A 20,751-nucleotide genomic window follows, 5' to 3' on the forward strand; every position below is an offset into this window, starting at 1 on the left:
GGTGCGTTTCTTCTTGCGTGATGTGTTGTGTTACGTGTTGCGTGGTGCGGATGAGGACGTCTGTGCGTGCCGGGCGCCCCGCCGGGCCCACGGCCCCGTCACCGCCACCAGTACGGCGACCAGCAGGGCCGGAACGACGGCGGCCCACACGCCGTAGCGCTCCCCGGCCAGGTGGTGGCACAGCAGGACGAAGCCCGCACCGCTGCCACCGACAAGGAGCACCGCGCCCAGCCCGTAGGCGGTGTACGCGATCCGGGCGGACCGCGGATAGGCGGCCACGCCGTCGCCGCGCCGCACGGCCCGCGCGCCCAGCAGCCGCAGGAAGCGCCGGCTCTCGGTCGCGTAGTCGGCCATGCCCAGGGCGTGGCCGAGCATCTTGTAGCCGTCCAGCGGTGGCAGCGGCACCAGGTTGGTGAGCGCCAGCACCGAGCCGGTCAGCAGCAGGCCCGCCAGCGGGCCCCGCACCGCGTCGCCGCCGGGCAGGAGGGCCCGCAGCAGCCAGAACGGCAGCAGGAAGGCCAGGTTCATGACCGTGCCGGCGGCCGCGGTGGCGACCCGCGCCCGGCGCGACGGCAGGTAGGGGTAGTTCTCGACCGTGCAGTACATGAACACCATGGGCAGGTGCCAGCGCAGCCCGATCTCGCCGACGGTCCCGCCGAAGTGCCGGGCGACGACACCGTGGGCCAGCTCGTGCAGGGCCGTGCTCGCCCACAGCAGGGTGAACACCGCGAGCAGCGTCGCCGGCCGGCGGAACATCCGTACGGTGTCGTCCAGGAACGCCCCCGCGTGCGCGGCGACGTACGCCTCCATGCCGAGCACCAGCAGCAGGACGGGCACCACGACCAGCGGGGACAGCGCGAAGCCGACGGCCCTGTAGAGGCGATCGGTGGTGGCCGTGGCATCCGCGGCCAGCCGCAGCGTGCCCTTGAGGAGGGTGCCGCTGACCAGCCCGCGCGGCGCGGCAGGCTCGGCCGGCTGCCCGGGGTGGGCCGGGCCCGCGCCCTCCAGCAGCTTCCGCTCCCACAGCAGCTTGAGCAACTGCTGCCAGTGGGCCTCGCCGAGCCGCCGCCCGAACCGCGCCGCGTACGCGTCCCCGACCTCGCCGAGCGTGCGCGAACCGTCCAGGCGCGACATCAGGAAGTGCTCCTTGACCCCGACCTCGAAGGACTGCCCGCTGCGCGGGTCCTTCACCAGGTGGACGACGGCGGGGCCGCGCCGCAGCGCGGAGCTGCGCAGGACCTCCGGGCGCAGCGCGGGCCGCTGTTCCAGCAGCGCGTGACGGTCCGACAGGGTGTGGCGGTCCGGCAGTGTATGACGGTCCGGCGGGCTCACCGGGAGTCCGCCTCGCGCAAGGCACGCCCGAGGACGTACGACAGGTACGCCTCGTCGCGGATGGTCACGTGCAGCCGGTTGTTGGTCATGTGCATGTACGGGGAGAGCAGCAGGGGCAGGGCGGCGGCCGGGTCGGTGACCCGCTCGTCGGCCGTGCCGTCCCACGAGCGGAAGACGAGGTCGCCGCGGGCGGCCAGCACGGTGGCCCGGTCGCGCAGCTCGGCGCAGTGCTCGGCCCAGCCGCGGAGGAAGCGGGGGAGAGCGGCGAGGCCCGCGGCGGCGGTGCCGGTGCCCTGTCCGGCCAGGGCGCCGAGGACCGCGTCGAAGCGCCGCCCCAGCGCCGGGCCCATGGTCGCGTAGGCGCGGTCGTACTCGTCGGAGCCGATGAAGTTCGTTCCGGAGAAGGCCTGCTGCCAGAACACGTGATAGCGGTCCAGATACTCCGCGAGCCCGGCCCGGCCCGGCAGGAACGTGCCCGCCATCACCATCATCAGCTGGGCGGACGTGCCCAGGCGGACGGTTCGCAGGTGCAGGTTCATGGTGCGGACGGCCTCGATGACCAGGTCGCTGGAGTGCCGGAAGTGCCACTCGGCGAGCTCCACGCCCGCCGGGCCGCCGTACTTGCCGTACTCGGGCTCGTACGGTTCCCGGCTGACGGTGTTGTTCGGCCGCAGCCGCATCCGCCCGCCCGCGTCGAGGAAGCCGCCGCGCTCGTCCTCGGGGAACTCCAGCTCGAAGAGGGTGTTGTAGAACTCGTTGAGGAATCCCGACGAGTCCACCTCGTAGAGCGCGGGCCGCTCCCGCAGGAAGGCCGTGACGGCGCGCTCGGCGCGTCCGGCGACCTCCTCCGCGACGGCCTCGGACGAGGGCCTGAGGCGCAGCCGTACGTGCGGGCCCTCCAGCCAGTAGTTGATGAAGAAGTGGCCCGCCAGCAGCCCCTCGGCGGTGAGCTCCGCCAGGAGCGGGCCGATGCACCGGGTCATCAGGGGCTGGGGGTTGGCGGCGTAGTGGATGTGCAGGGCCTGCCAGGCGCCCGGCGGGGTGGGTGTGGCGGTGGTGGTCCGGGTGTTGTGGGTGGTCCGGGTCATGTCGGCGCACCGGTTCCTTCGCGGTCGTGGCGGAGCGTGCGGACGGTCTCGACGGCCAGCTCGGCCATGTGGGAGCCGCTCGCGGAGACGGCGTGCAGCTCGTCCTCACCGGGCAGGGCCTCGCGGAGCACGACCCGGTCGGCCGGGTCCTTGAGCAGCCCCTCCAGGGCGGTGAGGGACAGCCAGCTGTCGAAGTCGACGTACTGCGGCTTCGCCCGGTCCGTCCCCGGAGCGGCCGCGGCCGGGGTGACGGTGGCGAAGACGCGGCGCGGCAGCCCGTGCCGCGCCCGCCACCGCTGCCAGTGCAGGAACAGGCCGGCGTCGCTGCCTCCGCTGCCTCCACCGCTCCCGCCCGCGCCGCCGTGGGCGGGCAGTGCCGCGGCGGAGGCGGCCCAGCTGCGGCGGCTCAGGACGAGACCGCCGTAGCGCACGCGCGGCCGGGACGTGACTCCGTCGTCCGGCTCGCCCTCCGGCACCCCGCCCCACACGTCGAGGGGTGCCATGGACGTGGGGGACAGGAGCAGCAGCGTGCGGGGGATCTCGGGCAGTGCCAGGGGCACGAGGTAGCCGAGGTAGACCGGGATGACCTCGCGGTCCAGCCGCCGGGAGCGCAGCACCAGGCGGTCGGCTTGCGCGTCGTGCTCGACGGTCAGGTCGTCGAGAGCGATCCGGCACTCCGGCGGGACGCCGCCGCCGTCCTCGCCCGGGCAGACGATGCGGTAGTCCGTCAGGCGCCCGTGCAGGTTGAGGTTGCTGGTGACGGCCCCGCCGGTGATCTCGGCGAGGACGGCGCCGCCCGGGGCCACGGAAGCCGCGGTGCGCCGGATCCGGGCGGCGAGGCCCTGGCCGCTCTCGCCGTTCCCCTCGCCGAAACAGTGGGTGAAGCGGCTGAACGGGAAGGCGAACCCGCCGTACGACTGGTTGAGCACCGCCAGCGGGTCGCCGTCGCGGCGCACCAGCTGGAGGAAGTGGCTCTGCGGCGCGAAGCGGGGCGTCACGCCGGCCAGCTGTCCGGCGACGGCCTCGACCGTCTCGTGGTGGACGCGGACCTCCTCGGCGCCCCGCGCGGTGTCCCACAGGCGGCGCATCCGGGACGCCCACTCCCGGCGGGCCGCGTCCACGGCCGTGATGCCGGGCAGGCCCAGCCAGTTCGGCTCGGGGACGTAGTCGCCCTGCGCGTCGAAGGGCTTGCGGCGCGCGGCGAACGTCACGTACTGGTCGTAGAAGTCCTCGTGGAAGTCGTGCACGAGCTTCAGGAGGTCCTCGCAGCGGCCGCCGCTGCCGTACCGCGCGACGAAGAATCCCTTGAGCGTGATGCGCTGCGGCAGGGTCAGGTCGAAGGCGGGCAGGACGCGTTCGAGCGAGCGCAGCGATTCCAGGGGGCCTTCGTCCGGGGCCGGGGCGGGGGCGGTCCACGGGCGGAGGTTGCAGCGGACGTCGGCCTCGCCGGCATCCGTGCCTCCGGCCCCGGCCCGTACGTCCTCGTACAGCAGGGTCCGCGGCAGCGTCGGTTCCGTCGCGCCGAGTTCGCGCTGGACGGCGGTGAGGGAGTGCCGCAGCTCCGCCAGCAGCGCACGGCGCGCCTCCTGCCCCTCGGCGGCGTACTGGGCGACGCACGCGAGCGGCTGCCGCAGGCCCTCGGCGAGCCGTGCCGCCCACGGTCTGTCCAGGGCTTGCAGGGCGTCGTGGAAGGCGCGCAGCGGGTCGGCGTCGTGCACGTCGGTGTGCAGGCACGGGATCCGGATCATGCCCAGGTCCAGCAGGGCCGTCAGATAGCGCTCGCACTCGTCCGGGCCGGCGCCGCTCTCCTCCGCCAGCCAGCGCGCGAGGTCCCGGTAACGCATCTGCGGCCGGTCGCCGAAGAGCGCCAGCAGCTTCTCCAGCGTGCCGCTGCGGCGGAGGAAGAACAGCCGGTCGCGGGCGGCGTCGAAGGTGACCGCCGCGCCGTCGTCGCCCGCGGTCACCGAGCGGCGCACGTAGCGGATCCGGCCCTCGTCGTGCCCCCAGCCGGAGGAGAGAGCGACGGGGAGGTCGCCGCGCCGCCCGGGGTCGGCGGCTATGAGCTGGGCGAGCCGCGCCAGGACCACGACGTTCAGCCGGGCGTGGCTGGTCCACTCCTCCGGGACGCGGACGGTCCCGGGAACGCGCTCCTCGCCCTCGCTGTCTTCGGTGAAGCGCCCGAGGGCGACGGCCGTGAAGGTGCTGAACGGGCTGGTCTTGCAGGCCGTGCGGTAGAGGTAGGCGAGGGCGGAGCGCTCGGCCTTGCGCAGCCGCTTGTCCGGGCGGCGCCCCGGCTCTGCTTCGGCGGAGCCGATGTACGCGTCCAGCCGCCCTTCCAGCTCCGGCGACGCCAGCAGCAGCCCGAGCCGCAGCCGTTCCTCGCCGAGCAGGCGGCGCAGCGCGGCCCGGGTGCGGGCGGCTTCCGCGCCGAGGAGGGGGCCGCCCTCGGTGAGCAGTTCGTTCAGGGCGCGCCGGTCGCGCACCCAGGCGGCCGCGTCCGCGGCGGCCTCCGCGTCGGCGGCCGTGAGCAGGGTCAGGGCCCGCTCGGGCGCGCCGGGCAGCCTGCCGTTGAAGACGTCCCGCCGCAGCCGCAGCAGCAGCCGCCGGGCGTGCTCGCCCTCCGCCGCCTTGACCAGAGGGTGCAGGCGGTCGCTGAGCGTGGTTCCGCGCGAGCGCAGCCGCTCCTCCTCGCGCAGCACGCGCTCCGCCCAGCGCACGGTAGCCGGGCAGCGCAGGGCCTGTACGGACTCGACGGGCAGTGCGGCCACGCGCAGCATGAAGTACGGGCTCAGCGACCAGTGATCGGGTGCCGGTTCCGTGAGTGTTGTGTCAGTCATGGTGTCCCCGCGCACTCAGGCGATCTCGTAGCGGAAGTCGGCGGAGCCGGGGCGTTCGTGGCCGACGAGCATGATCAGCAGGGGTGCCTCGCCGCTCTCCGCGAGCTCCAGTTCCTCGACGAACGACACGGTGTCGAAGCCGAGCGCGACCCCGCTGCCCACGCCGAGCGCGGTCGCGGCGGTGTAGAAGGTCTGCGCGACCGCCCCGACGGTGGCGTTGACCAGCCGGTAGCCGCGGTCGCCGGCCGCGTCGAGCACGGCGGCGGTCCGCACGGCGGGCACGACGACGGCCGCGGCCTGCTCCAGGTTGTAGTTGGACAGGAAGTAGTTCCGCTGGAGGAAGCCGCCCGGCGGCCCCGGCTTGACCAGCCGCAGCCCGTGCGCGCCGCCGGGCTCGTGCCCGCCGCTCGGCTCGTGCGCGCCGCCCGGCTCGTAGGCGTACGCACCGGGAGCCACGCCCTCGACGTGGTTGACGAAGACGTACAGCCGGGTCAGCCGGGAACCCTCCGGCCCGGTGCCGTCGCCGCCGACGGACGCCGACGCGGCGGCCGCCAGCGTCGCGGCCAGCTGATCGGCGGCGAGCGGCCGCCGGGCGTCGAACCGGCCGAAGCTGCTGCGCCGCCGGCGCAGCGCCTCCCGCACGCCCATGTCCAGCGGCGCGGGTTCCGGCAGGGCGACGGGTGCCACCACCGGCACACTGCCCGGCGCCTCCGGCGGGACGGCCGCCGGAGCGAGCGCGCCGGGCCCGGGGCGCTCGGTGGCGTTCTCGACGGTCGCGGCCTGGATCCGGCGGACGGTCTCGAAGGGGATCACACGGCGGGAGCGCTCGCTCTCGGTGCGGCGCACCCGGGGCGCGGGCCCGGCGGCGTGCCCCGTGGACGGGGCCGCTGCCCGTCCCCCCTCCCAGGAGAGCGGGACCACCGCGAAGACGCCCTCGTCCAGGACGTCGAGGCCGAGCAGCCCGGCGATGCGCTCCTCGTCGAACCACAGGGCCGGCTCGATGCGCAGCCCCCGGGCGCGCGCCCACATCCGCCAGGTCTGGAGCAGGGCACCGACGTCCATGCTCACCGCGTGCATGCAGAAGCTGTTGTACTTGAAGGCGTTCTGCCAGAACTTGACGCCCAGGACGAGGAATTGGTCAGCTCCTGAAGTCTCCATCCCGGTGGCCTCGCGCAGCTCCGCCGAGACGTCGCCGGTCAGCAGCCGCTGCATGGCGTGGTGCGTCGTGGAGTAGTGGTGGACTCCCGGCGTCAGGGGCCCGCCGGGTCCGTTCACCCAGTAGACCGCCGCGGGGTAGAGGCCGCCGCCCGAGGCCGTGCCCCGCGACCAGTTGGCGTCGGTGTAGAGGGGCAGGGACGGCAGGTCGGTGTTGGCCTGGACGCCCAGCCGGCGACCCGTGCGGCCGTACGAGTCGAGCAGCATCCCGCCCAGCAGCGGGAGGGAGAAGAGTCTCTCTTGGGGGCCGGCCGCGCCGAAGACCCCTTCCTGCACGGTGGCCGCAGGCGCGGGCCCTGCGTCGTCGCCCTGCGGCAGCGGGAAGGACTCGGCGCCCGGGTAGAACTTCCCCTTGCGCGGCCGGTCCGACCAGTCGGGGACGAAGCCGACGGGCTCCATCGGAATCCTGCCGCGGTGCATGATCGCAGTCGCGTACTCATGGGCGAAACCCACTGGTTCTCCTTACGTGACGTGTTCGGCAAGCGGGAGGGAACTGTTCAAAGGGACTGCTCAGGGGAAGGGGTGCGGCGCCGGGTTGAGCTCGTCCGCCCGCAGCTCGCGCTCGCGCAGCCCGGCCGCGTGCAGCGCCGTCCGCATCCGCGGCATCCGCAGCGCCCGCTGCCGCTGCCAGCCGAAGTCGATCGGCAGCAGACCGGGCACGATCACACAGACCGTGTGCAGGCCCAGGTCGCGCTGCTCGGGCAGGGTCTGGTCGACGACGATGATGTCGAAGCCCGCACCGGTCACCGCTTCCACGCACCGCTCGACGTCGTCCCGGAGGTCGTCCGAGACCGGCAGTACGCGCGCACCCGGCGCGTACAGCTCCGCCATGGGCAGCTTCGGCCCGCGGCGGCCGAGGAGGAACGAGGCGTGCGGCGCCATCTCCGGCAGGCCGTAGACCAGCGGATGGTCGTGCAGGGCCAGCACCTTGCCGAAGTCCGCCGCCATGGCCCGCAGCCGTACGCCGTCCCGCTCGGCCCGGCCCCGGATGTTCACCGCGTCGGTCGCGATCTCGCACAGCCCGCCGGCCAGCGCGGCCTCCGGGTCGAGACCGGCCCCCGCCCCGAAGCACAGCGTGCCGGTGCCCCCGTCGGTGCGGACCGCCACCGCGGTCACCACCGGCACGGGGAAGGTGATCCGCGTGTCGAAGAACCGCGCCTCGTACCCGTACATCGCCAGCCGGTCGACCATCTGCCGCGTCCGCGGGTCCCTGCTGGACCGCGGGTCGATCTCGGGCAGCGCGGCCCGGCCGTACCAGGCGAGCAGGAAGGCGTCCCGCTCGATCACCTCCATCAGCCCGTGGTAGACGGCCTCCTCCGGCGAGCCGCCCGAGGCGCAGCCGTTGGAGCTCTCCTGCACGAACCGGTTCTCCAGGCCGGGCGCGCTGTAGTACGTGAGGACCTCCGGCACGAGCAGCGGCCGGCGGTCCCGCAGGGAGTACCCCCACACCCAGGTGATCTCCCGGTCGGGCGAGAACGGCACCACGCGCGGGTTCGCGCGGTGGAACTCCTCCGCGTACAGGCCGCACGCGCGCGGGTCGAGCGCGTCGCCGCCCAGCGCGGCGAGGGAAGCGCGCACCTGAGGCGACCGGCCGCGGGCCCGCATGCCCGCCGCGCGTTCGAGGCCCTCCAGGACGCCGATGCGCTCGCTGTCGGCGTACGAGTCGGCATGGCCGCCCCAGAACGTCTCGCGCAGGTATTCGCCCGAGCGCAGCTCGAAGCAGCCGACCGTGGCCGACGTCGACGCCGAGGCGACGTCGTGCACGACGCCGGGGCCGAGCGCCCCGCACACGGGGTCGGCGAACGCCGCCACCGGCAGCTCGTACTCCGAGACCGGCCGCACCCGGAACGCGCCGGGCCGGTGCTTGGGCGCCGGCCTCAGGGGGAACTCCGCGGCCTCCGCACTGTCGGGGACCCGGCGACCGCAGTCGGGACACTCCGGGTCCGGGACGAGCAAGTGGCGGCTGACACGGAGGGTTTCGAGGTCGAGGAGGTGGACGGCGGGGAAGGGGCCGTCCGCGGCAGGATCCTCCTCGCTGCGCGCCGCCAGCAGCGCCGCCATCGCGTCCGTCAGGAACGGCACGGCGTACGGCGGCTGCCCGGCCGCCCGCGTCCCCGACCCCAGCTCCAGCGCGTCACGCAGCGCCCGGCCGCGCACGGATTGCCAGCGGCGGGCCAGACAGCGGGGACAGGGCACGCCGCCGTCGCGGCGCGCACCGTCCTGCCGGGGGAAGGGGCCGATGAGCGCGTGGTGCCCGTAGAGGTGGACGCGTGGCGCGAGGTCGCCCGCGGGGACCGCCTCCTGGGACAGCTCGTCGCGTACGCCCAGCGCCGCCACTTCGGTGAGGGAGCCCGTGCCCGCGGGCGACGTGCGCAGGAGCGCGGCGATCTCGCGGCAGGCGTGCTCCCACTCCGGCGGGGCGGGGGAGGGGCCCGTGTCGGTGCCGGCGCTGGTGTCAGTGGGAGTCATGGAAGCCCTCAGGAGCGTTCCCGGCGGAGCCGTCGCGCGTGAGCAGCACGCGGACCGTGCTGATGCCGCCCGCGAGCAGGTCGGCCGAGCCGGTGGGCACGACCAGCGCGTCACGCCCCACGGCACGCAGCCGCTCCAGCACCGCCGTGTACGGCGTGGCGCCGGAGGCGTCCAGACGGCCGGCGCTCGTCCCCATGGCGGTGAGGGTCTCGGGGGCGAGGTCGCCCAGCAGCGGGTCGCCCAGGTCGACCGGGCCGCCGCCGGGTGACGTGCCGTGTCCGGCTCCGGCGGTGGCGAGTTCACGGCCGAGCTGTTCCTGCCCCAGCAGGTCGCGCAGCGCCGCCACGGCGGCCTGCCGCCGGTCCGTGCCGCCCGCCACCGCCCAGGCCCACGTGCCGGAGTGAGGGAGGACCGCCCGGGCGAACAGGACATGGGCGGAGGAACGTTCCGTTTCGCCGAGGTCGAGGAGCTCGTACGCGATGCCGAGGTTGCGGGCCGAGCTGACCAGGAAGGTGAGTTCCGGGTCGTCACCGTGGGCGTCCGGGGCGATCAGGGCCGTCCCGCCGGTTCGGCGCAGGGCGCGCTCCAGCGCGTCGTGGCACAGGGCGGACAGCAGAGCCCGGGCGGTGGCCTCGGCGGCCGTGCGGCCCGCGCCGGTGCCGGCGGAGGTGGGCGCGTGGAGCCGGTCGCGGTTGTACGCGCCGAAGGTGCGGACCGCGCCCGCGGGCACGAGCGCCGGGCCCGCGCCGGTGAGGGAGGATGCGCGCACCCAGGCGGTGACGTCGCCGGCGCGGGCGGGCAGGCCACTGGCGACGGTGAGCGAGGCGGGACCGAGGACGCGGAGGCCGTCCTGCGCACCGTCCTGGCCGGCGGTGTCCCCGGGGAGCACCCCGTCCAGGGGCACGACGTGCTCGGCGTAGATGCAGGCCGCGGTCTCCAGGGCGGTGAGCCGGGCGCCGGCGACGGTGTGCAGGTCGAACGCGGCGATCTCGCGGCTTCTCCCGTGCCCCAGGGGCAGGCGCACCGTGCCGGCCTTGAGCGGGGTCTGGGTCCACGGTTCGTCCGTGAACCGTTCGAAGACGCCCGTGTGCGGCCGGACGAGTATCTGACGGCTGTTGAGCTCGGCGAGGAGCGCGTCCGCATCGATGCCGGGGGCGGCAGCGGCCGTGGCGGTGACCGGCGCGGGCACGTCGGGGAGGACGACGGGGGCGTCGGTCGTGGCCGACCCGGTCGCCGCGGCGGCGAACGTCCGGCAGAACGGGCAGCGGGGGTGCGCGAGCAGGGGTTCGGCGACCACGTCGAAGGACTCGGTGTCCTGGATGATCACCTGTCCGCGCGTCTCGGCGGGCAGCGCGCCCGTGGTGAGCCGGAAGACCTCGTAGCCCAGAAGGTTGCCGATCATCGCCGAGAGGCTGCGGCCGGGCTCCTGCGCGAAGGGCTCGCCTCCCGCGGGCAGGCAGATGCCGCTCCACAGATCGGCCGCGGCCGCGGCGTCGCCCTGGGCGCCCAGACGCAGCACGGCACAGGCCCAGCAGCCGCTGCTCCCGTGCGTCATGAGCGGGCCGACGACCGCGCGGCTGCCGAACATGGCCGCCGGCACGAGCGACTTGCCCTTAGGCACCCCGGCTTCCAGCAGGCGGAAGAGCGTACGAGGGCCGTCCGTTCCGCCGGTGACGACAACGATGTCGTACGCCGCGAGGTCGCTCCAGGTCACCGTCCCGTCCGTGGCCGTCCGCGCTACGGGGCCCGTCGCTTCGATCGTCTCCAGGGCGATCGTCTCCAGGACGATGGGGCATCCGGCGGCGCGGAGCTCCTCGGCCTCCTCGTACGCGGCGGCGAAGCGATTCTTCGGTCCGGCGGCCGGGTGGCCCACGGCGGCGATCCCGTTGCGGACCAGGCTGAGCACGCACCAGCCCGCCACGGCGTCGTCGCCGAGCACGGCCACCCGGGCCGTACGGAAGTCCTCGAAGCGTCGTTCCGCGTCGTCGGCGTAGTGGTCGACGTAGGCGATCTGCGGCGCGAAGCGCTCCGCGACCTCCGGAGCGAACGCGGGAGGCGCCGAGGTGCCGGGAGCGGGCGTGTCACGGGCGAACTCCCGCTCGTACAGCGTGCTCACCAGGCTGCCGACCATCGCCCGCTGCCCGTCACCGAGCCCCTCGCACAGGTCGGCGACCCGGTGCGTCCCGTTCAGGTGCGGAACGAGGAGCGTGGCGAAGCGGTACGCGGACGGGGAGTTGACGTGGAATCCGCCGTGGGCGTTGTGGAACAGCACGCCGTCCGGGGTCCGGGTGAAAAGGACGTCACGGCGGATGCGGGGCCGCGTCCCGGCAATCTCTTCGTAGGCTTCCAGCATGTATGCACACCTCATGGACTCGTGGAATCGGAATCGTGACGGTGGTCGTTGAAATCAGAAATGTGGTGGGGGTGAAGGTTTGTGGACCTGGCCGGCGAAGACGCGGAGATGAATTCAGCGCCGTGACGGCAACGCGGGTGAGTCGTCCTGGTATCCCATGGCGCACCAGGCGAATGTCCGCAGCAGTTCGTGCATGCGGAAGCGGCCGGCCGGTTCCTCTTCGAGCAGGCCCGCGTCCGCCAGCTGCTCCAGGATTTCCTCCGCGGGCACCGGCGGTATCCCGAGGAGGCTCGCGGCGCCGGTGACCGGCAGCGGGGCCGGCGGGGCCGCGCCGATGCGCAGGAACGCGTCCGCGAGGCGGGGGTCCAGCCGCCGCAGGGCCTCGCCCAGGACCAGGGGAACCGACATCCGCGGATCGTCGGGCAGGGAGAGACGCCGCATCGGGTCCTCGCGCAGCCGGGCCACGCAGTCGGCGACCGCCAGGCGCGGGCGGGTGAGGAGCCGGGCGGCCGCGATCCGCAGAGCGAGGGGAAAATGACCGCAAGCGGCCGCCAGTTCGCGCACGGCCTCCGGCTCCGCCCCGGCCCGGGCCTCCCCGAGAGCGGCCGACAGCAGGCGATACGACTCGTCCTCGGCGAGCGCGTCCAGGCGGGTGGCCCAGCCGCCGTGCGCCGCCACCAGCCCGGCCAGGCCGAGCCTGCTGGTGAGGACGGCGGCGCTGCCCGCGCCGGCCGGCAGCAGCGGCCGGACGAGGGCGGGGTCCGTCACGTCGTCCAGGAGCAGCAGCACCCCACGGTCGGCGCCTGCTGCACTGCCCGCGCCGGTTGCCGCCATGCCCTGGAGCTCGGCGGCGACTTCCCCGGACATGCGTGGCGTGCCGTCCGTTCGCGTCATGCGCACCGCGAACCGCCCGCCCGGGAAGTGGTGGCCCACGAGCTGGGCGACATGCAGGGCGAGGGCCGTCTTGCCGATGCCCGGAGCACCCGAGATCACCACCAGCGCGGGGCCCGAGCGGTCGGCGGTGAGGCGGGCGGCGACGGCGGCGCTCTCGGCCGCGCGCCCGGTGAAGGAGGAGACGGCGGTGAACGGCACGGGTACGGGCCCGGGGACGGGTGCGGACGGCGGCGCGGAGACCGGTCCGGACGGCGGTTTTCCCACGGGCGGCGCGATGGCCGCGGCGGGCCGGGCGCCGGGCTCGGCGATGGCAACGCCTTCGTCGGTGACGTCCCGGGCGGTGCGATCCGGCTCCCCGGCCGGCGCGGCCGACGGCGGGGGCCCCAGGGAGTCGCCGCGCAGCATGCGCAGCTCCAGGCGTTGCAGCGCGGGGCCGGGATCCACCCCGAGTTCCTCCCGGAGATGCCGCTTGACCTCGCGGTACTCGGCCAGGGCGTCGGCCTTCCGGCCGCTGCGGTAGAGCGCCTCGATGAGCTGTTCCCGGAACCGCTCGTGACCGGGGTGGGCCCGGGAGGCCGCCCACAACTCCACGAGGGCCTGGCCGCAGCGGCCCAGCGCCAGCTCGATGTCGCAGGCCCGCTCGACGACCGACAACCGCTCCTCCACCAGGCCCGGCAGCTCGCCCCGGCGCAGGAAGTCCGAGGGGACGTTGGACAGCGGCGCCCCCTGCCACAGGGAGAGCGCCTCCCTGAGCAGGCACAACTCGGCCTCGGGATCCCGCACGGCCCGCGCCCCGTCCCGCAGTTCGCGAAAGCGCACCAGGTCGAGTGCGCCGTCCTCGACGACGACCCGGTAGCCGCCGGGCACGGACTCGATCGCCGCCTCCGCGATCCCGTACTTGGCGAAGGTCCTGCGCAGCCGCAGCACGCACGTGTGCAGGGCCGCCCTGGCGGACGCCGGTTCGTCGTCACCCCAGATCGCCTGCCGCAGGAAGTCCGTCGTCACCACCGCGTCGGGGCGCAGGAGGAGCGAGGCGAGCAGAATCGTGGGCTTGGACGGCGGGAGGACGACCACCTCGGACCTGCCCGCGATCCTTAACGGGCCGAGAACCTGAAAGCGCATATTCTGACACCCCCAAAGACGGCTTATAGGTGTCCGGGATCCGGACGCACGGCATCGGCCGCCGCGGGACGGACTCACCGCGACGCCTTCTTCGCTCCAGAGTCTGCATCACGAAATCCGCCACTCGCAGTGTCGTGAGTTCCAGTGGTGGTACGGGTGAACGCGCTATGTCACCGCGGCGAGAACCGGACCGGAGGCGAAGTCGCGGAATCAACTCGCCGCGAAGGAAGTGGAATCAACTCGCCTCGAAGAGGCCCGAAGGAACTCGAAGGAAAGGGAAGCCGACAAGGGCTGGTCAACGCCACCCAGATCAGGTAGAAACGGGCGGAGTAATGATCGTTTTCAAGACAGGCCCGTGAAACGATGGAAAATCAGGACCGCAGTCCCGAAGTCCCGGCCTCGGTGGCGTGCGCCCCGCACGGCCAGTCCGTCAGCCGGCTGCTGCGCGCCTGGCGGGAACGCGTCGACCGCCGGCGCATACCCGAACTGCGCCGCTGGGGACACCGGTCCGGAACGCGCATGTCACAGGCCGACGTCGCCAGGCTCACCGGCGTGAGCGAAGGCTGGTACCGGGCCCTGGAGACCGGCGCTCCCCGCGAATTCTCCGACGCCTTCCTGCTCCGGGTCGCCGGAGCCCTGCGGCTGAGCGAGACCGAGACCCTCGCCCTCTTCCTGGGAGTCTCCGGCCGCCGCCCGCCCGTCTCCGGCACGCACGACGGCCTGCCGACCGCCGACCCGGCCACCGTCGCCCTCCTGGAACACCAGGCCCCGCACCCGGCCTACCTCTCCGACGCCGCCTGGAACCTCCTGGCCGCCAACGCCCCCATGGCCGAGTGGTTCCCCTTCGCCCTCGGCCCCCGGCCCAACCTCATGCGCTGGGCCCTGACCTCGGCGGAGGCCCGCGAACAGATCCTGGACTGGGAGGACACCTGCGCCCGGATCTACCTCCCCATGCTCCGTCTCGCCGGCCACCGGGCCCCGAAGAACGCGGAGATCCGGGCCCTGATCGACGAGATCCTCGACACCAACGGCACCTGCCGCCGCATCTGGGCCGAACAGCACGCCGTCGTCGAACATCCCGGGGGCCACCGCCTCCGCCTGCGCCTTCCGTGCCACGGCGGCAAGGAGGCCCGGGTCACCAGCCACGTCCTCGTGCCGGCCGAACAGCCGGACGTACGGTTCGTCATCGTGACAACGGTCGACGACTGACGAGCGCGGCGCCGCGCCTCTGCGCTGCCGGCTCCATTCGCGGCAATGTGCGGGCGTTCTCCCGTCCGAGTGAACGGCGAGGATGCCTGGAACCGGCCCGACGGGCGGCTCCTAGGCTGGCTTCCGCTGACACTCGCTGACGCCGCCGAACACCATGTGTTCCAGGGGAGGACCGGTCATGCTCGGCAGGACCCTGCTCGCCGTCACCGCTCTCACTGCCGCGCTGGTCATCCCCTCCGCAGCCCCGGATGCCGACGCGGCAGCGCTCGCCGCCGCGACGCTGATCAACGAATCCGACGGACGAACCCTCAGCTTCCCCGTCGGCCAGGAGATCAAGGTCCGTCTCCAGGCCGTGCGGCGCAACGGCGAGATGTGGACGTGGAGTACGCCTGCGGTTTCCGCGACCGACGTCCTCGACCGGACCGCCGGCCGTACGACGCCGAACGGGGGCGCCGCGGCCGACATCCGCGTCGCCGGGCCCGGCCGGAGCTACATCACCGCCCAGCGCACCTGCACGTCCACGCGTCAAGGACACCAGTGCGGGAGCGCGAGCCGGGAGTGGCGGGTCACCGTCGACGCCCACTGACCTCGCGACAGCCGGCGACGGGGAAGTCGTACCCCGCGGCGGCAGTACGGACTGACCGCCCCGCGGCTTCCCGGCCGCCGCCCGGACGCTTGAATATGGCCTGTACGCCGTTATTACGCCGTCCGGAAAGGCCTCACTCCATGATCATCGTCGCCGGGGAAGCCCTCATCGACCTCGTTCCCGCGGGACCCCGGGAACAGGACGGGCCAACCGGCGACGACCTCCCCGCCCTGCTGCCCAAGCGCGGCGGCGGCCCCTACAACACCGCCGTCGCCCTGGCCCGCCTCGGCTCACCCACCGCGTTCTGCTCCCGGCTGTCCACCGACCACTTCGGCCGGGCCCTGCTGAGCGGCCTGACGGCGGACGGCGTGGACACGTCCCTGGTCCAGCGCGGCCCCGAACCCACCACCCTGGCCGTGGCGCATGTCGGCGACGGCGGCTCCGCCGAGTACTCGTTCCACGTCGGTGGCACCGCGGACCGCCTGTTCGCCGGCCCCGAGACCCTGCCCGAAACGGCCCGTGCCGTCTCGTTCGGCACCTGCTCCCTGGTCCTCGAACCGGGAGCCAGTGCGTACGAGGAGCTGATGCGCCGCGCGTCCGCCCGCGGCCTGTTCACCGCCCTCGATCCGAACATCCGTCCGGGACTCATCCTCGACGCGGACGCCTACCGGGCCCGCTTCCGCGCGTGGCTCCCGCACGTCACCCTCCTCAAACTCTCGGAGGAGGACGCTGCCTGGCTTGCGGGCCCGGAGGTCGAGCCGGTGTCCGCCGTCGCGGAGTGGCTGGCCGCGGGCCCGTACGCCGTCGTGCTCACCCGCGGTAGCGAGGGGCTGACCGTACTGACCCGTGACGGCCTTGAGCTGTCCGTCCCCGGCGAGCGGGTGACGGTCGTGGACACCATCGGCGCGGGCGACACCGTCAATGCCGCGCTGCTGCACCGGCTCGACAGCCACAGCGCGCTCACCGCGTCGCCCGCCCTCGACGCCGGCGAGTGGCGCGACATCCTGGCCTTCGCGGCCCGCGCGGCCGCGGTCACCTGCTCCCGCGCCGGCGCGCAGCCCCCGTACGCCGTGGAAATTGCCGAATCCCCCGCCGTCTGAGACGGCAGGGGATCGATCAGCTGCGGGTACTGCGTTTTCGTTTGTGAGTACCGGCTCCGGATCAGTACGCGGAGTTGACGTTGTCCATCGAGCCGTACTTGTCGGCGGCGTAGTTGCAGGCGGCGGTGATGTTGGCGACCGGGTCGTAGATGTCCCAGGACGTGCCCTCGACGTGGTACGCCTTGAACGTCGGGTCGATCATCTGGAGCAGACCCTTCGACGGCACACCGTTCACGGCGTTGACGTCCCAGCCGTTGATCGCGCGCGGGTTACCGGTCGACTCACGCATCACGTTCTTCTTGATGCCCTCGTACGAAGCCGGGATGCCCTTGGCGCGCAGGATGTCCAGGGCCTCGCTGATCCAGCCGTCCACGTTGTCCGCGTAAGCCTTCTTCGCCGGAGCGGCAGGCTTGGCAGCCGGGGCGGCGGGCTCGGCCTTGATGGCCTTGCGCTCGGTGGAGCGGTTGGCGCGCTCGGTGCCGGCCTTGGCCTTCGCCTCGGCGTCCGTCTTCGTCTTCACCGCGGCCTTCGCGTCCGCCTTGCCCTCGGCAGTGGCGGTGTCGGCGGCCTTGGCCAGCGCACTGTCCTGCGTCGCACCGAAGTCCTGCGCGCTCTGCGCGACCGTCTTCACGGCGGCGACGCTGTGGGCGTCGGCGGCGGAAGCCTGGGGGACGAGGGCGAACGTCAGAGCGGCGGCACCCGCGGCGGTGACGAGACCGGCGGCGGAGAACTTGTGGGCCTTGGACAGAGCGGTATAGCCGGAGATGGTGGAACGCATGGAGCGGAGAAACCTTCCCAGTCGCTTAGTCGCAGTGGCCGTCATTGGCGCAAAGAAGAAGCGCCGTTTCTCGGTGGACGGCGCCCTGCGACTCAGCCATTGTTAGCGGCCGGAAAGAGCGCTGGCAAAGGTGTGACCTACTACGGTGTATCGGAAGCAGCGGTCGTAGAAATCGACCGGAATGTCCGAATTAAAGCCCAAGGTCGGCTACTACCCGCATTCGTATGTGATCCAGCTCCCATGAGCGCCCTCACACGCCGAGCCGATGTCACTCACAGCGGGTGAGGGCACGCGTACGGAGGCCGGACGACCCGGCGGCGCGTGCGGCGCCGGCGTCGTCACCTGTCATACGTCTGTCATACGTCGAGGTCGTCTCCGACCTCGACCACGGGCTCATCAGGCACGATGTGCATCGCCGCCTCCTCCGCGGAGGCCGCCCCGCCGTCGATGCCCACGTCCCGGGCGTACACGTCGTTGCGCCGAGGGGGCATGGCGTCGATGGTGGCGGTGATGCGCCCGGCGCGCTCGCCGCCGACCTCCTCGTCGAGGGGCTCGCCCTCCCCGCCGGGCAGGTCGCCGATGCCGTCCCCGTCGGGCACCACGATGTCGGGGACCTCCTCGGCGAGCCGCTGGTCGAGGCTCTCGCGCTCCAGCTGCTCGCGGGCCGTCGTGCCGTGGTGGCCCACGCCGAGGGGCCTCTCCGGGGGCGAATAGCCCGAGTCGAGGACCTGGTCGTAGAGATCGCCGTCGAGCGCGTTCTCCAGGTCCAGGTCACCAGGGTTGTCCCGGCGATCGGACCGGGCAGGCTGGTAGACCTCGTCACCCATCAGGTCATCGGACATAGTGAGCCAGCCTCCTCCCGCACGGTTCCGCGGCGACGGCCTACCTCCACTCTCTCCTGTACGGCGGTCTCGCGCTCTCCGGAGGGAGCGGAAACCGGACGCCGTGGCCGGCGTCCGGGTCCGGGATCCGGGGTCGGCCGTGGCCTCCCCAGGCATGTCATTGCAGCTCCGGGGGCAGGCCGGCCGGTCGCCGGGCACTGTCCGGAAACAGGTGGCGGCGGGGGCGGCGCCGTACACCCGGAAGCTCCGGCCGCCCGCCGGGGTCCGTGCGCCCATCCGGCGTAGTGCCCCGGGTCCCGGGCGCGGCACCCCGGGTCAGGTGACGGCGGGGCCGGTGCTGCTGTTGAGCCAGGACCATTCGGACCAGGTGCTGAAGCCCGTCTGCCACCGGTGATGGACCCCGGCGCGGCTGGTGCCGAACACTTCGATGCGGCCGTCGGCGTTGGTGGCGGCGGTGATCTCGGTTCCGCCGACGCCGAAGCCGGTCCAGTCCCCGTACGCGGCGTTGGCTCCCGTCTGCCACATGTGCATGGCGACGTCGCCGTTGATGGCGAACACCTCGACCCGCCCGTCGGGGGTCCGGTCACTGGTCAGCATGGAGCCCGCGGGACCTCGGGTGGGCTCCCACCCCGACCAGCTGGTGGGGTTCGTCTGATACCGGTGGAAGACGCCTTCCGGGCCGGAGGCGAACACCTCCAGGCGTCCGTCGGCGTTGTGGTCGACCGTCAGGTCGTGCCCGCCGACGCCGAAGTCCTCCCATGACGACCAGCCGCCGTTGACGGCCGTCTGGTACTGGTGCTGGAACACCTTGTCGTTGAGCGCGAAGACCTCAAGACGGCCGTCGGGTGACTTCTCCATCCCCAGCCTGCCGGCCGCAGGGCCGCCGCCCGTGGGCTCCCAGCCCGACCAGCCGCTGTTGGGGGCGGTCTGGTACCGGTGGAAGACGCCTTCCGGGCCGGAGGCGAACACTTCCAGGCGGCCGTCGCCGTTGGCACCCGCGGCGACGTAGCGCCCGCCGGTGCCGAAGCCCTCCCAGCCCGACCAGCCGCCGGAGGGGGACGTCTGGTAGCGGTGCTGGAAGACGTCGCCGCTGAGCGCGAGCAGTTCCAGGCGGCCGTCGGCGTTGGGCGCGATCGCGAGTTCCGCACCCTTCGGCCCGCCCAGCGGCTCCCACTCCGACCAGGCGCCGTTCACCTGGGACTGCCAGGCGTGGTGCACGCCGTCGGCCCCGGCCGCGAACACCTCCAGGCGTCCGTCGGCCGACCGTGCCGAGACCACCCGGCCCGACTCCACCGGGTACACCAGCGGCTTGGGCCGGGGGCCGGTGCCCGGGGTGCACGGCAGCCCCACGCCGCGCTCCGCGAGGTAGGGCTCCGGGTCGATGCCGCGCTTGTCGGTGGACGTGTCGACCCGCACCCGCAGGTGGAGGTGAGGGCCGCTGGACTGGCCCTCGCTGCCGACGAGCGCGATGAGCTGCCCGGCCGTCACCCGGTCGCCGACGGCGACCTCCCGCCGGTACATGTGGCCGTACTCGGTCACCGTTCCGTCGGGGTGCAGGATGCGGATCCACTGGCCGTAGCCCTGGGCGGGGCCGGAGTTGATGACCTCGCCGTCGCCGACGGCGTAGATCGGGGCGCCGTAGTCGTTGGCGATGTCGATGCCGTCGTGGCTGTCGCTGTAGTGCTGGAACACGAAGCCGGCGGTCGGGCACGCGGCGGCGAAGCCGGCGACTTGGGCGGTTTGGGCGGCGTGGGCAGTGGCCGGGGACGCCGTCACCAGTGACGGCAGGACGGCGGCCGCCGCCGCGAGAACGAAGCGCAGCGCGCGCCGGGAACGATCGTGGAGACAGTGAAGACCGTGAGGCACCTGGTGTTCCTCCCTCCTCGGGAGTGGTCATGTCGGACGGGACCGCAGACGGTAGCCACGGCAGCCCGATGAGGGCATCCGGAACGCTACGGACTGACAAGCGGGGCCGGCGGACCGTCCGGGAGACGGGGGAGACGCGGGAGGCGCACCCCGTCCCCGCCGCGCTAACGTTCGACGTGCGTGAGGACCGATGATGCGGCCGTCAGGCGCCGGGGTGAGGAGGGGGAAATGAGCGGGGTAGTGATCTATCTTCCGCAGGGGGCGGCGGGGGCCGGAGGGGAGCCGCGCGGAGACGCGGTGACGTTGCGGCTCGGCCCGGGGGAGGTGGCGCGCTTCGGGCGGGGCTCCGCGACGTCCCCGGTCGAGCTCCGCCTCGACGACGAGGCGATATCCCGGCTGGCGGGCGAGATCCGGGTGACGGACGACCACTGGCAGCTGAGCAACCTCAGTACGACCCAGAGCTACCTGGTGGAGAACCCGGAGGGCGCGGGCGAGTACCTGAGGGTGCCGCCACGGCGGGCGGGAGCGCCCATCCCGTTCGAGTTCTCGCGAGTCGTGCTGCCCACCCGCCGCAACACCACGGTCGCCTTCCAGGTGTTCGCGCCCGACCACGTCTACCTGGACCCGGACGGCCTCGGCGACCAGTGGGGGAGCCGCACCGTCACGGCGTACTCCCTGGACGAGACGGCCCTCTACTTCCTGGTCCTGGTCGCGCTCTGCGAACCGCGGCTGCGTGACGAGTCCCCGGTCGCGGTGCCCACCACCCCCGAGATCGTCGAGCGGCTCAAGAGCCACCCCGCCTGCGGCCGGCTGACGGCCCGCGCGGTCAGCTCGCACATCGACTACCTGGCCGACGAGAAGATGCGGATCAGCACCCCCACCGACTACGGGCCCCGCAGGGAAGCCCGCCGCAACGGCAAGCGGGAGACCATCGTCGGACTCGTGCTGCGGTTCGGGCTCGTACGGGAGGAGCACCTCGCGCTGCTGCCGCCCCGGCCCGGAACGGGCGCACACGAGCGGGAGACGGTGCGATGAGACGTGGCGGACCCGGACGGCCCGA

Annotated in this window: 14 protein-coding genes; 4 read left to right on the plus strand and 10 right to left on the minus strand. The window is 73.4% G+C overall.

The annotated features are described in order from the left end of the window. Positions 1–30: 30 nt before the first annotated feature. The 7 genes from D7231_RS01015 to D7231_RS01045 form a co-directional block, all read right to left on the minus strand. A complete protein-coding gene (locus D7231_RS01015) occupies positions 31–1,332 on the minus strand; it encodes a M50 family metallopeptidase (protein ID WP_241999494.1) in 1,302 nt (433 codons plus the stop codon). Beyond that, on the minus strand, positions 1,329–2,420 hold the full coding sequence (locus D7231_RS01020) for a lantibiotic dehydratase C-terminal domain-containing protein (protein WP_120752968.1): 1,092 nt from the start codon (positions 2,418–2,420) through the stop codon (positions 1,329–1,331). Before D7231_RS01020 ends, D7231_RS01015 begins: the two co-directional genes overlap by 4 nt. Further along, complete coding sequence (locus tag D7231_RS01025) at positions 2,417–5,257, minus strand: lantibiotic dehydratase (protein ID WP_241999495.1); 2,841 nt, start codon at positions 5,255–5,257, stop codon at positions 2,417–2,419. The genes D7231_RS01020 and D7231_RS01025 overlap by 4 nt, the downstream gene beginning before the upstream one ends. A 15-nt stretch (positions 5,258–5,272) precedes the next feature. Next, on the minus strand, positions 5,273–6,925 hold the full coding sequence (locus D7231_RS01030; RefSeq protein WP_120752970.1) for a nitroreductase family protein: 1,653 nt from the start codon (positions 6,923–6,925) through the stop codon (positions 5,273–5,275). A gap of 57 nt (positions 6,926–6,982) precedes the next feature. Continuing rightward, positions 6,983–8,941, minus strand: a complete 1,959-nt coding sequence (locus D7231_RS01035) for a TOMM precursor leader peptide-binding protein (RefSeq protein WP_120752971.1) — start codon at positions 8,939–8,941, stop codon at positions 6,983–6,985. Next, positions 8,928–11,294: a TOMM precursor leader peptide-binding protein gene (locus D7231_RS01040; RefSeq protein WP_120752972.1), complete on the minus strand. Its 2,367-nt coding sequence runs from the start codon at positions 11,292–11,294 to the stop codon at positions 8,928–8,930. Before D7231_RS01040 ends, D7231_RS01035 begins: the two co-directional genes overlap by 14 nt. Positions 11,295–11,408: 114 nt before the next feature. After that, positions 11,409–13,310 (minus strand): AfsR/SARP family transcriptional regulator, encoded by a 1,902-nt coding sequence (locus D7231_RS01045; protein WP_120752973.1) that lies wholly within the window; start codon positions 13,308–13,310, stop codon positions 11,409–11,411. A 363-nt stretch (positions 13,311–13,673) separates the two neighbouring features. Here D7231_RS01045 and D7231_RS01050 point away from each other — a divergent pair, with 363 nt between their 5' ends. From D7231_RS01050 to D7231_RS01060, 3 genes are all read left to right on the plus strand, one after another. Beyond that, positions 13,674–14,519, plus strand: coding sequence for an MmyB family transcriptional regulator (locus tag D7231_RS01050; RefSeq protein WP_120752974.1), 846 nt, complete (start codon positions 13,674–13,676; stop codon positions 14,517–14,519). Between the two features lie 178 nt (positions 14,520–14,697). Further along, the gene (locus tag D7231_RS01055) at positions 14,698–15,105 is read left to right on the plus strand and encodes a hypothetical protein (RefSeq protein WP_120752975.1); all 408 of its coding nucleotides are present in this window, start codon (positions 14,698–14,700) and stop codon (positions 15,103–15,105) included. 140 nt (positions 15,106–15,245) lie between these two features. After that, complete coding sequence (locus D7231_RS01060) at positions 15,246–16,205, plus strand: carbohydrate kinase family protein (RefSeq protein ID WP_120752976.1); 960 nt, start codon at positions 15,246–15,248, stop codon at positions 16,203–16,205. Positions 16,206–16,266: 61 nt separating this feature from the next. Here the strand turns inward: D7231_RS01060 and D7231_RS01065 are convergent, their stop codons facing one another. The 3 genes from D7231_RS01065 to D7231_RS01075 all read right to left on the minus strand — a co-directional run bounded on the left by D7231_RS01065 (position 16,267) and on the right by D7231_RS01075 (position 19,691). After that, positions 16,267–16,983 (minus strand): transglycosylase SLT domain-containing protein, encoded by a 717-nt coding sequence (locus D7231_RS01065; RefSeq protein WP_120752977.1) that lies wholly within the window; start codon positions 16,981–16,983, stop codon positions 16,267–16,269. 356 nt (positions 16,984–17,339) lie between these two features. Further along, a complete protein-coding gene (locus D7231_RS01070) occupies positions 17,340–17,825 on the minus strand; it encodes a DUF5709 domain-containing protein (protein WP_120752978.1) in 486 nt (161 codons plus the stop codon). A gap of 315 nt (positions 17,826–18,140) precedes the next feature. Beyond that, complete coding sequence (locus D7231_RS01075; RefSeq protein WP_120752979.1) at positions 18,141–19,691, minus strand: DUF8189 domain-containing protein; 1,551 nt, start codon at positions 19,689–19,691, stop codon at positions 18,141–18,143. A 228-nt stretch (positions 19,692–19,919) separates the two neighbouring features. Between D7231_RS01075 and D7231_RS01080 the strand changes: the two genes are divergently transcribed. Then, a complete protein-coding gene (locus D7231_RS01080) occupies positions 19,920–20,726 on the plus strand; it encodes an FHA domain-containing protein (RefSeq protein WP_199739279.1) in 807 nt (268 codons plus the stop codon). Positions 20,727–20,751 lie beyond the last annotated feature (25 nt).

Origin of the sequence: Streptomyces klenkii, from assembly GCF_003626645.1 — a bacterium.
Taxonomy (GTDB): Bacteria; Actinomycetota; Actinomycetes; order Streptomycetales; family Streptomycetaceae; genus Streptomyces; species Streptomyces klenkii.

Bases quoted from the DNA above. Each gene is read 5' to 3' on its own strand.
- D7231_RS01065 (WP_120752977.1), bottom strand. From the start codon at position 16,983: ATGCGTTCCACCATCTCCGGCTATACCGCTCTGTCCAAGGCCCACAAG.
- D7231_RS01035 (WP_120752971.1), bottom strand. From the start codon at position 8,941: ATGACTCCCACTGACACCAGCGCCGGCACCGACACGGGCCCCTCCCCC.
- D7231_RS01020 (WP_120752968.1), bottom strand. From the start codon at position 2,420: ATGACCCGGACCACCCACAACACCCGGACCACCACCGCCACACCCACC.
- D7231_RS01060 (WP_120752976.1), top strand. From the start codon at position 15,246: ATGATCATCGTCGCCGGGGAAGCCCTCATCGACCTCGTTCCCGCGGGA.
- D7231_RS01050 (WP_120752974.1), top strand. From the start codon at position 13,674: ATGGAAAATCAGGACCGCAGTCCCGAAGTCCCGGCCTCGGTGGCGTGC.
- D7231_RS01045 (WP_120752973.1), bottom strand. From the start codon at position 13,310: ATGCGCTTTCAGGTTCTCGGCCCGTTAAGGATCGCGGGCAGGTCCGAG.
- D7231_RS01080 (WP_199739279.1), top strand. From the start codon at position 19,920: ATGAGCGGGGTAGTGATCTATCTTCCGCAGGGGGCGGCGGGGGCCGGA.
- D7231_RS01070 (WP_120752978.1), bottom strand. From the start codon at position 17,825: ATGTCCGATGACCTGATGGGTGACGAGGTCTACCAGCCTGCCCGGTCC.
- D7231_RS01055 (WP_120752975.1), top strand. From the start codon at position 14,698: ATGCTCGGCAGGACCCTGCTCGCCGTCACCGCTCTCACTGCCGCGCTG.
- D7231_RS01040 (WP_120752972.1), bottom strand. From the start codon at position 11,294: ATGCTGGAAGCCTACGAAGAGATTGCCGGGACGCGGCCCCGCATCCGC.
- D7231_RS01025 (WP_241999495.1), bottom strand. From the start codon at position 5,257: ATGACTGACACAACACTCACGGAACCGGCACCCGATCACTGGTCGCTG.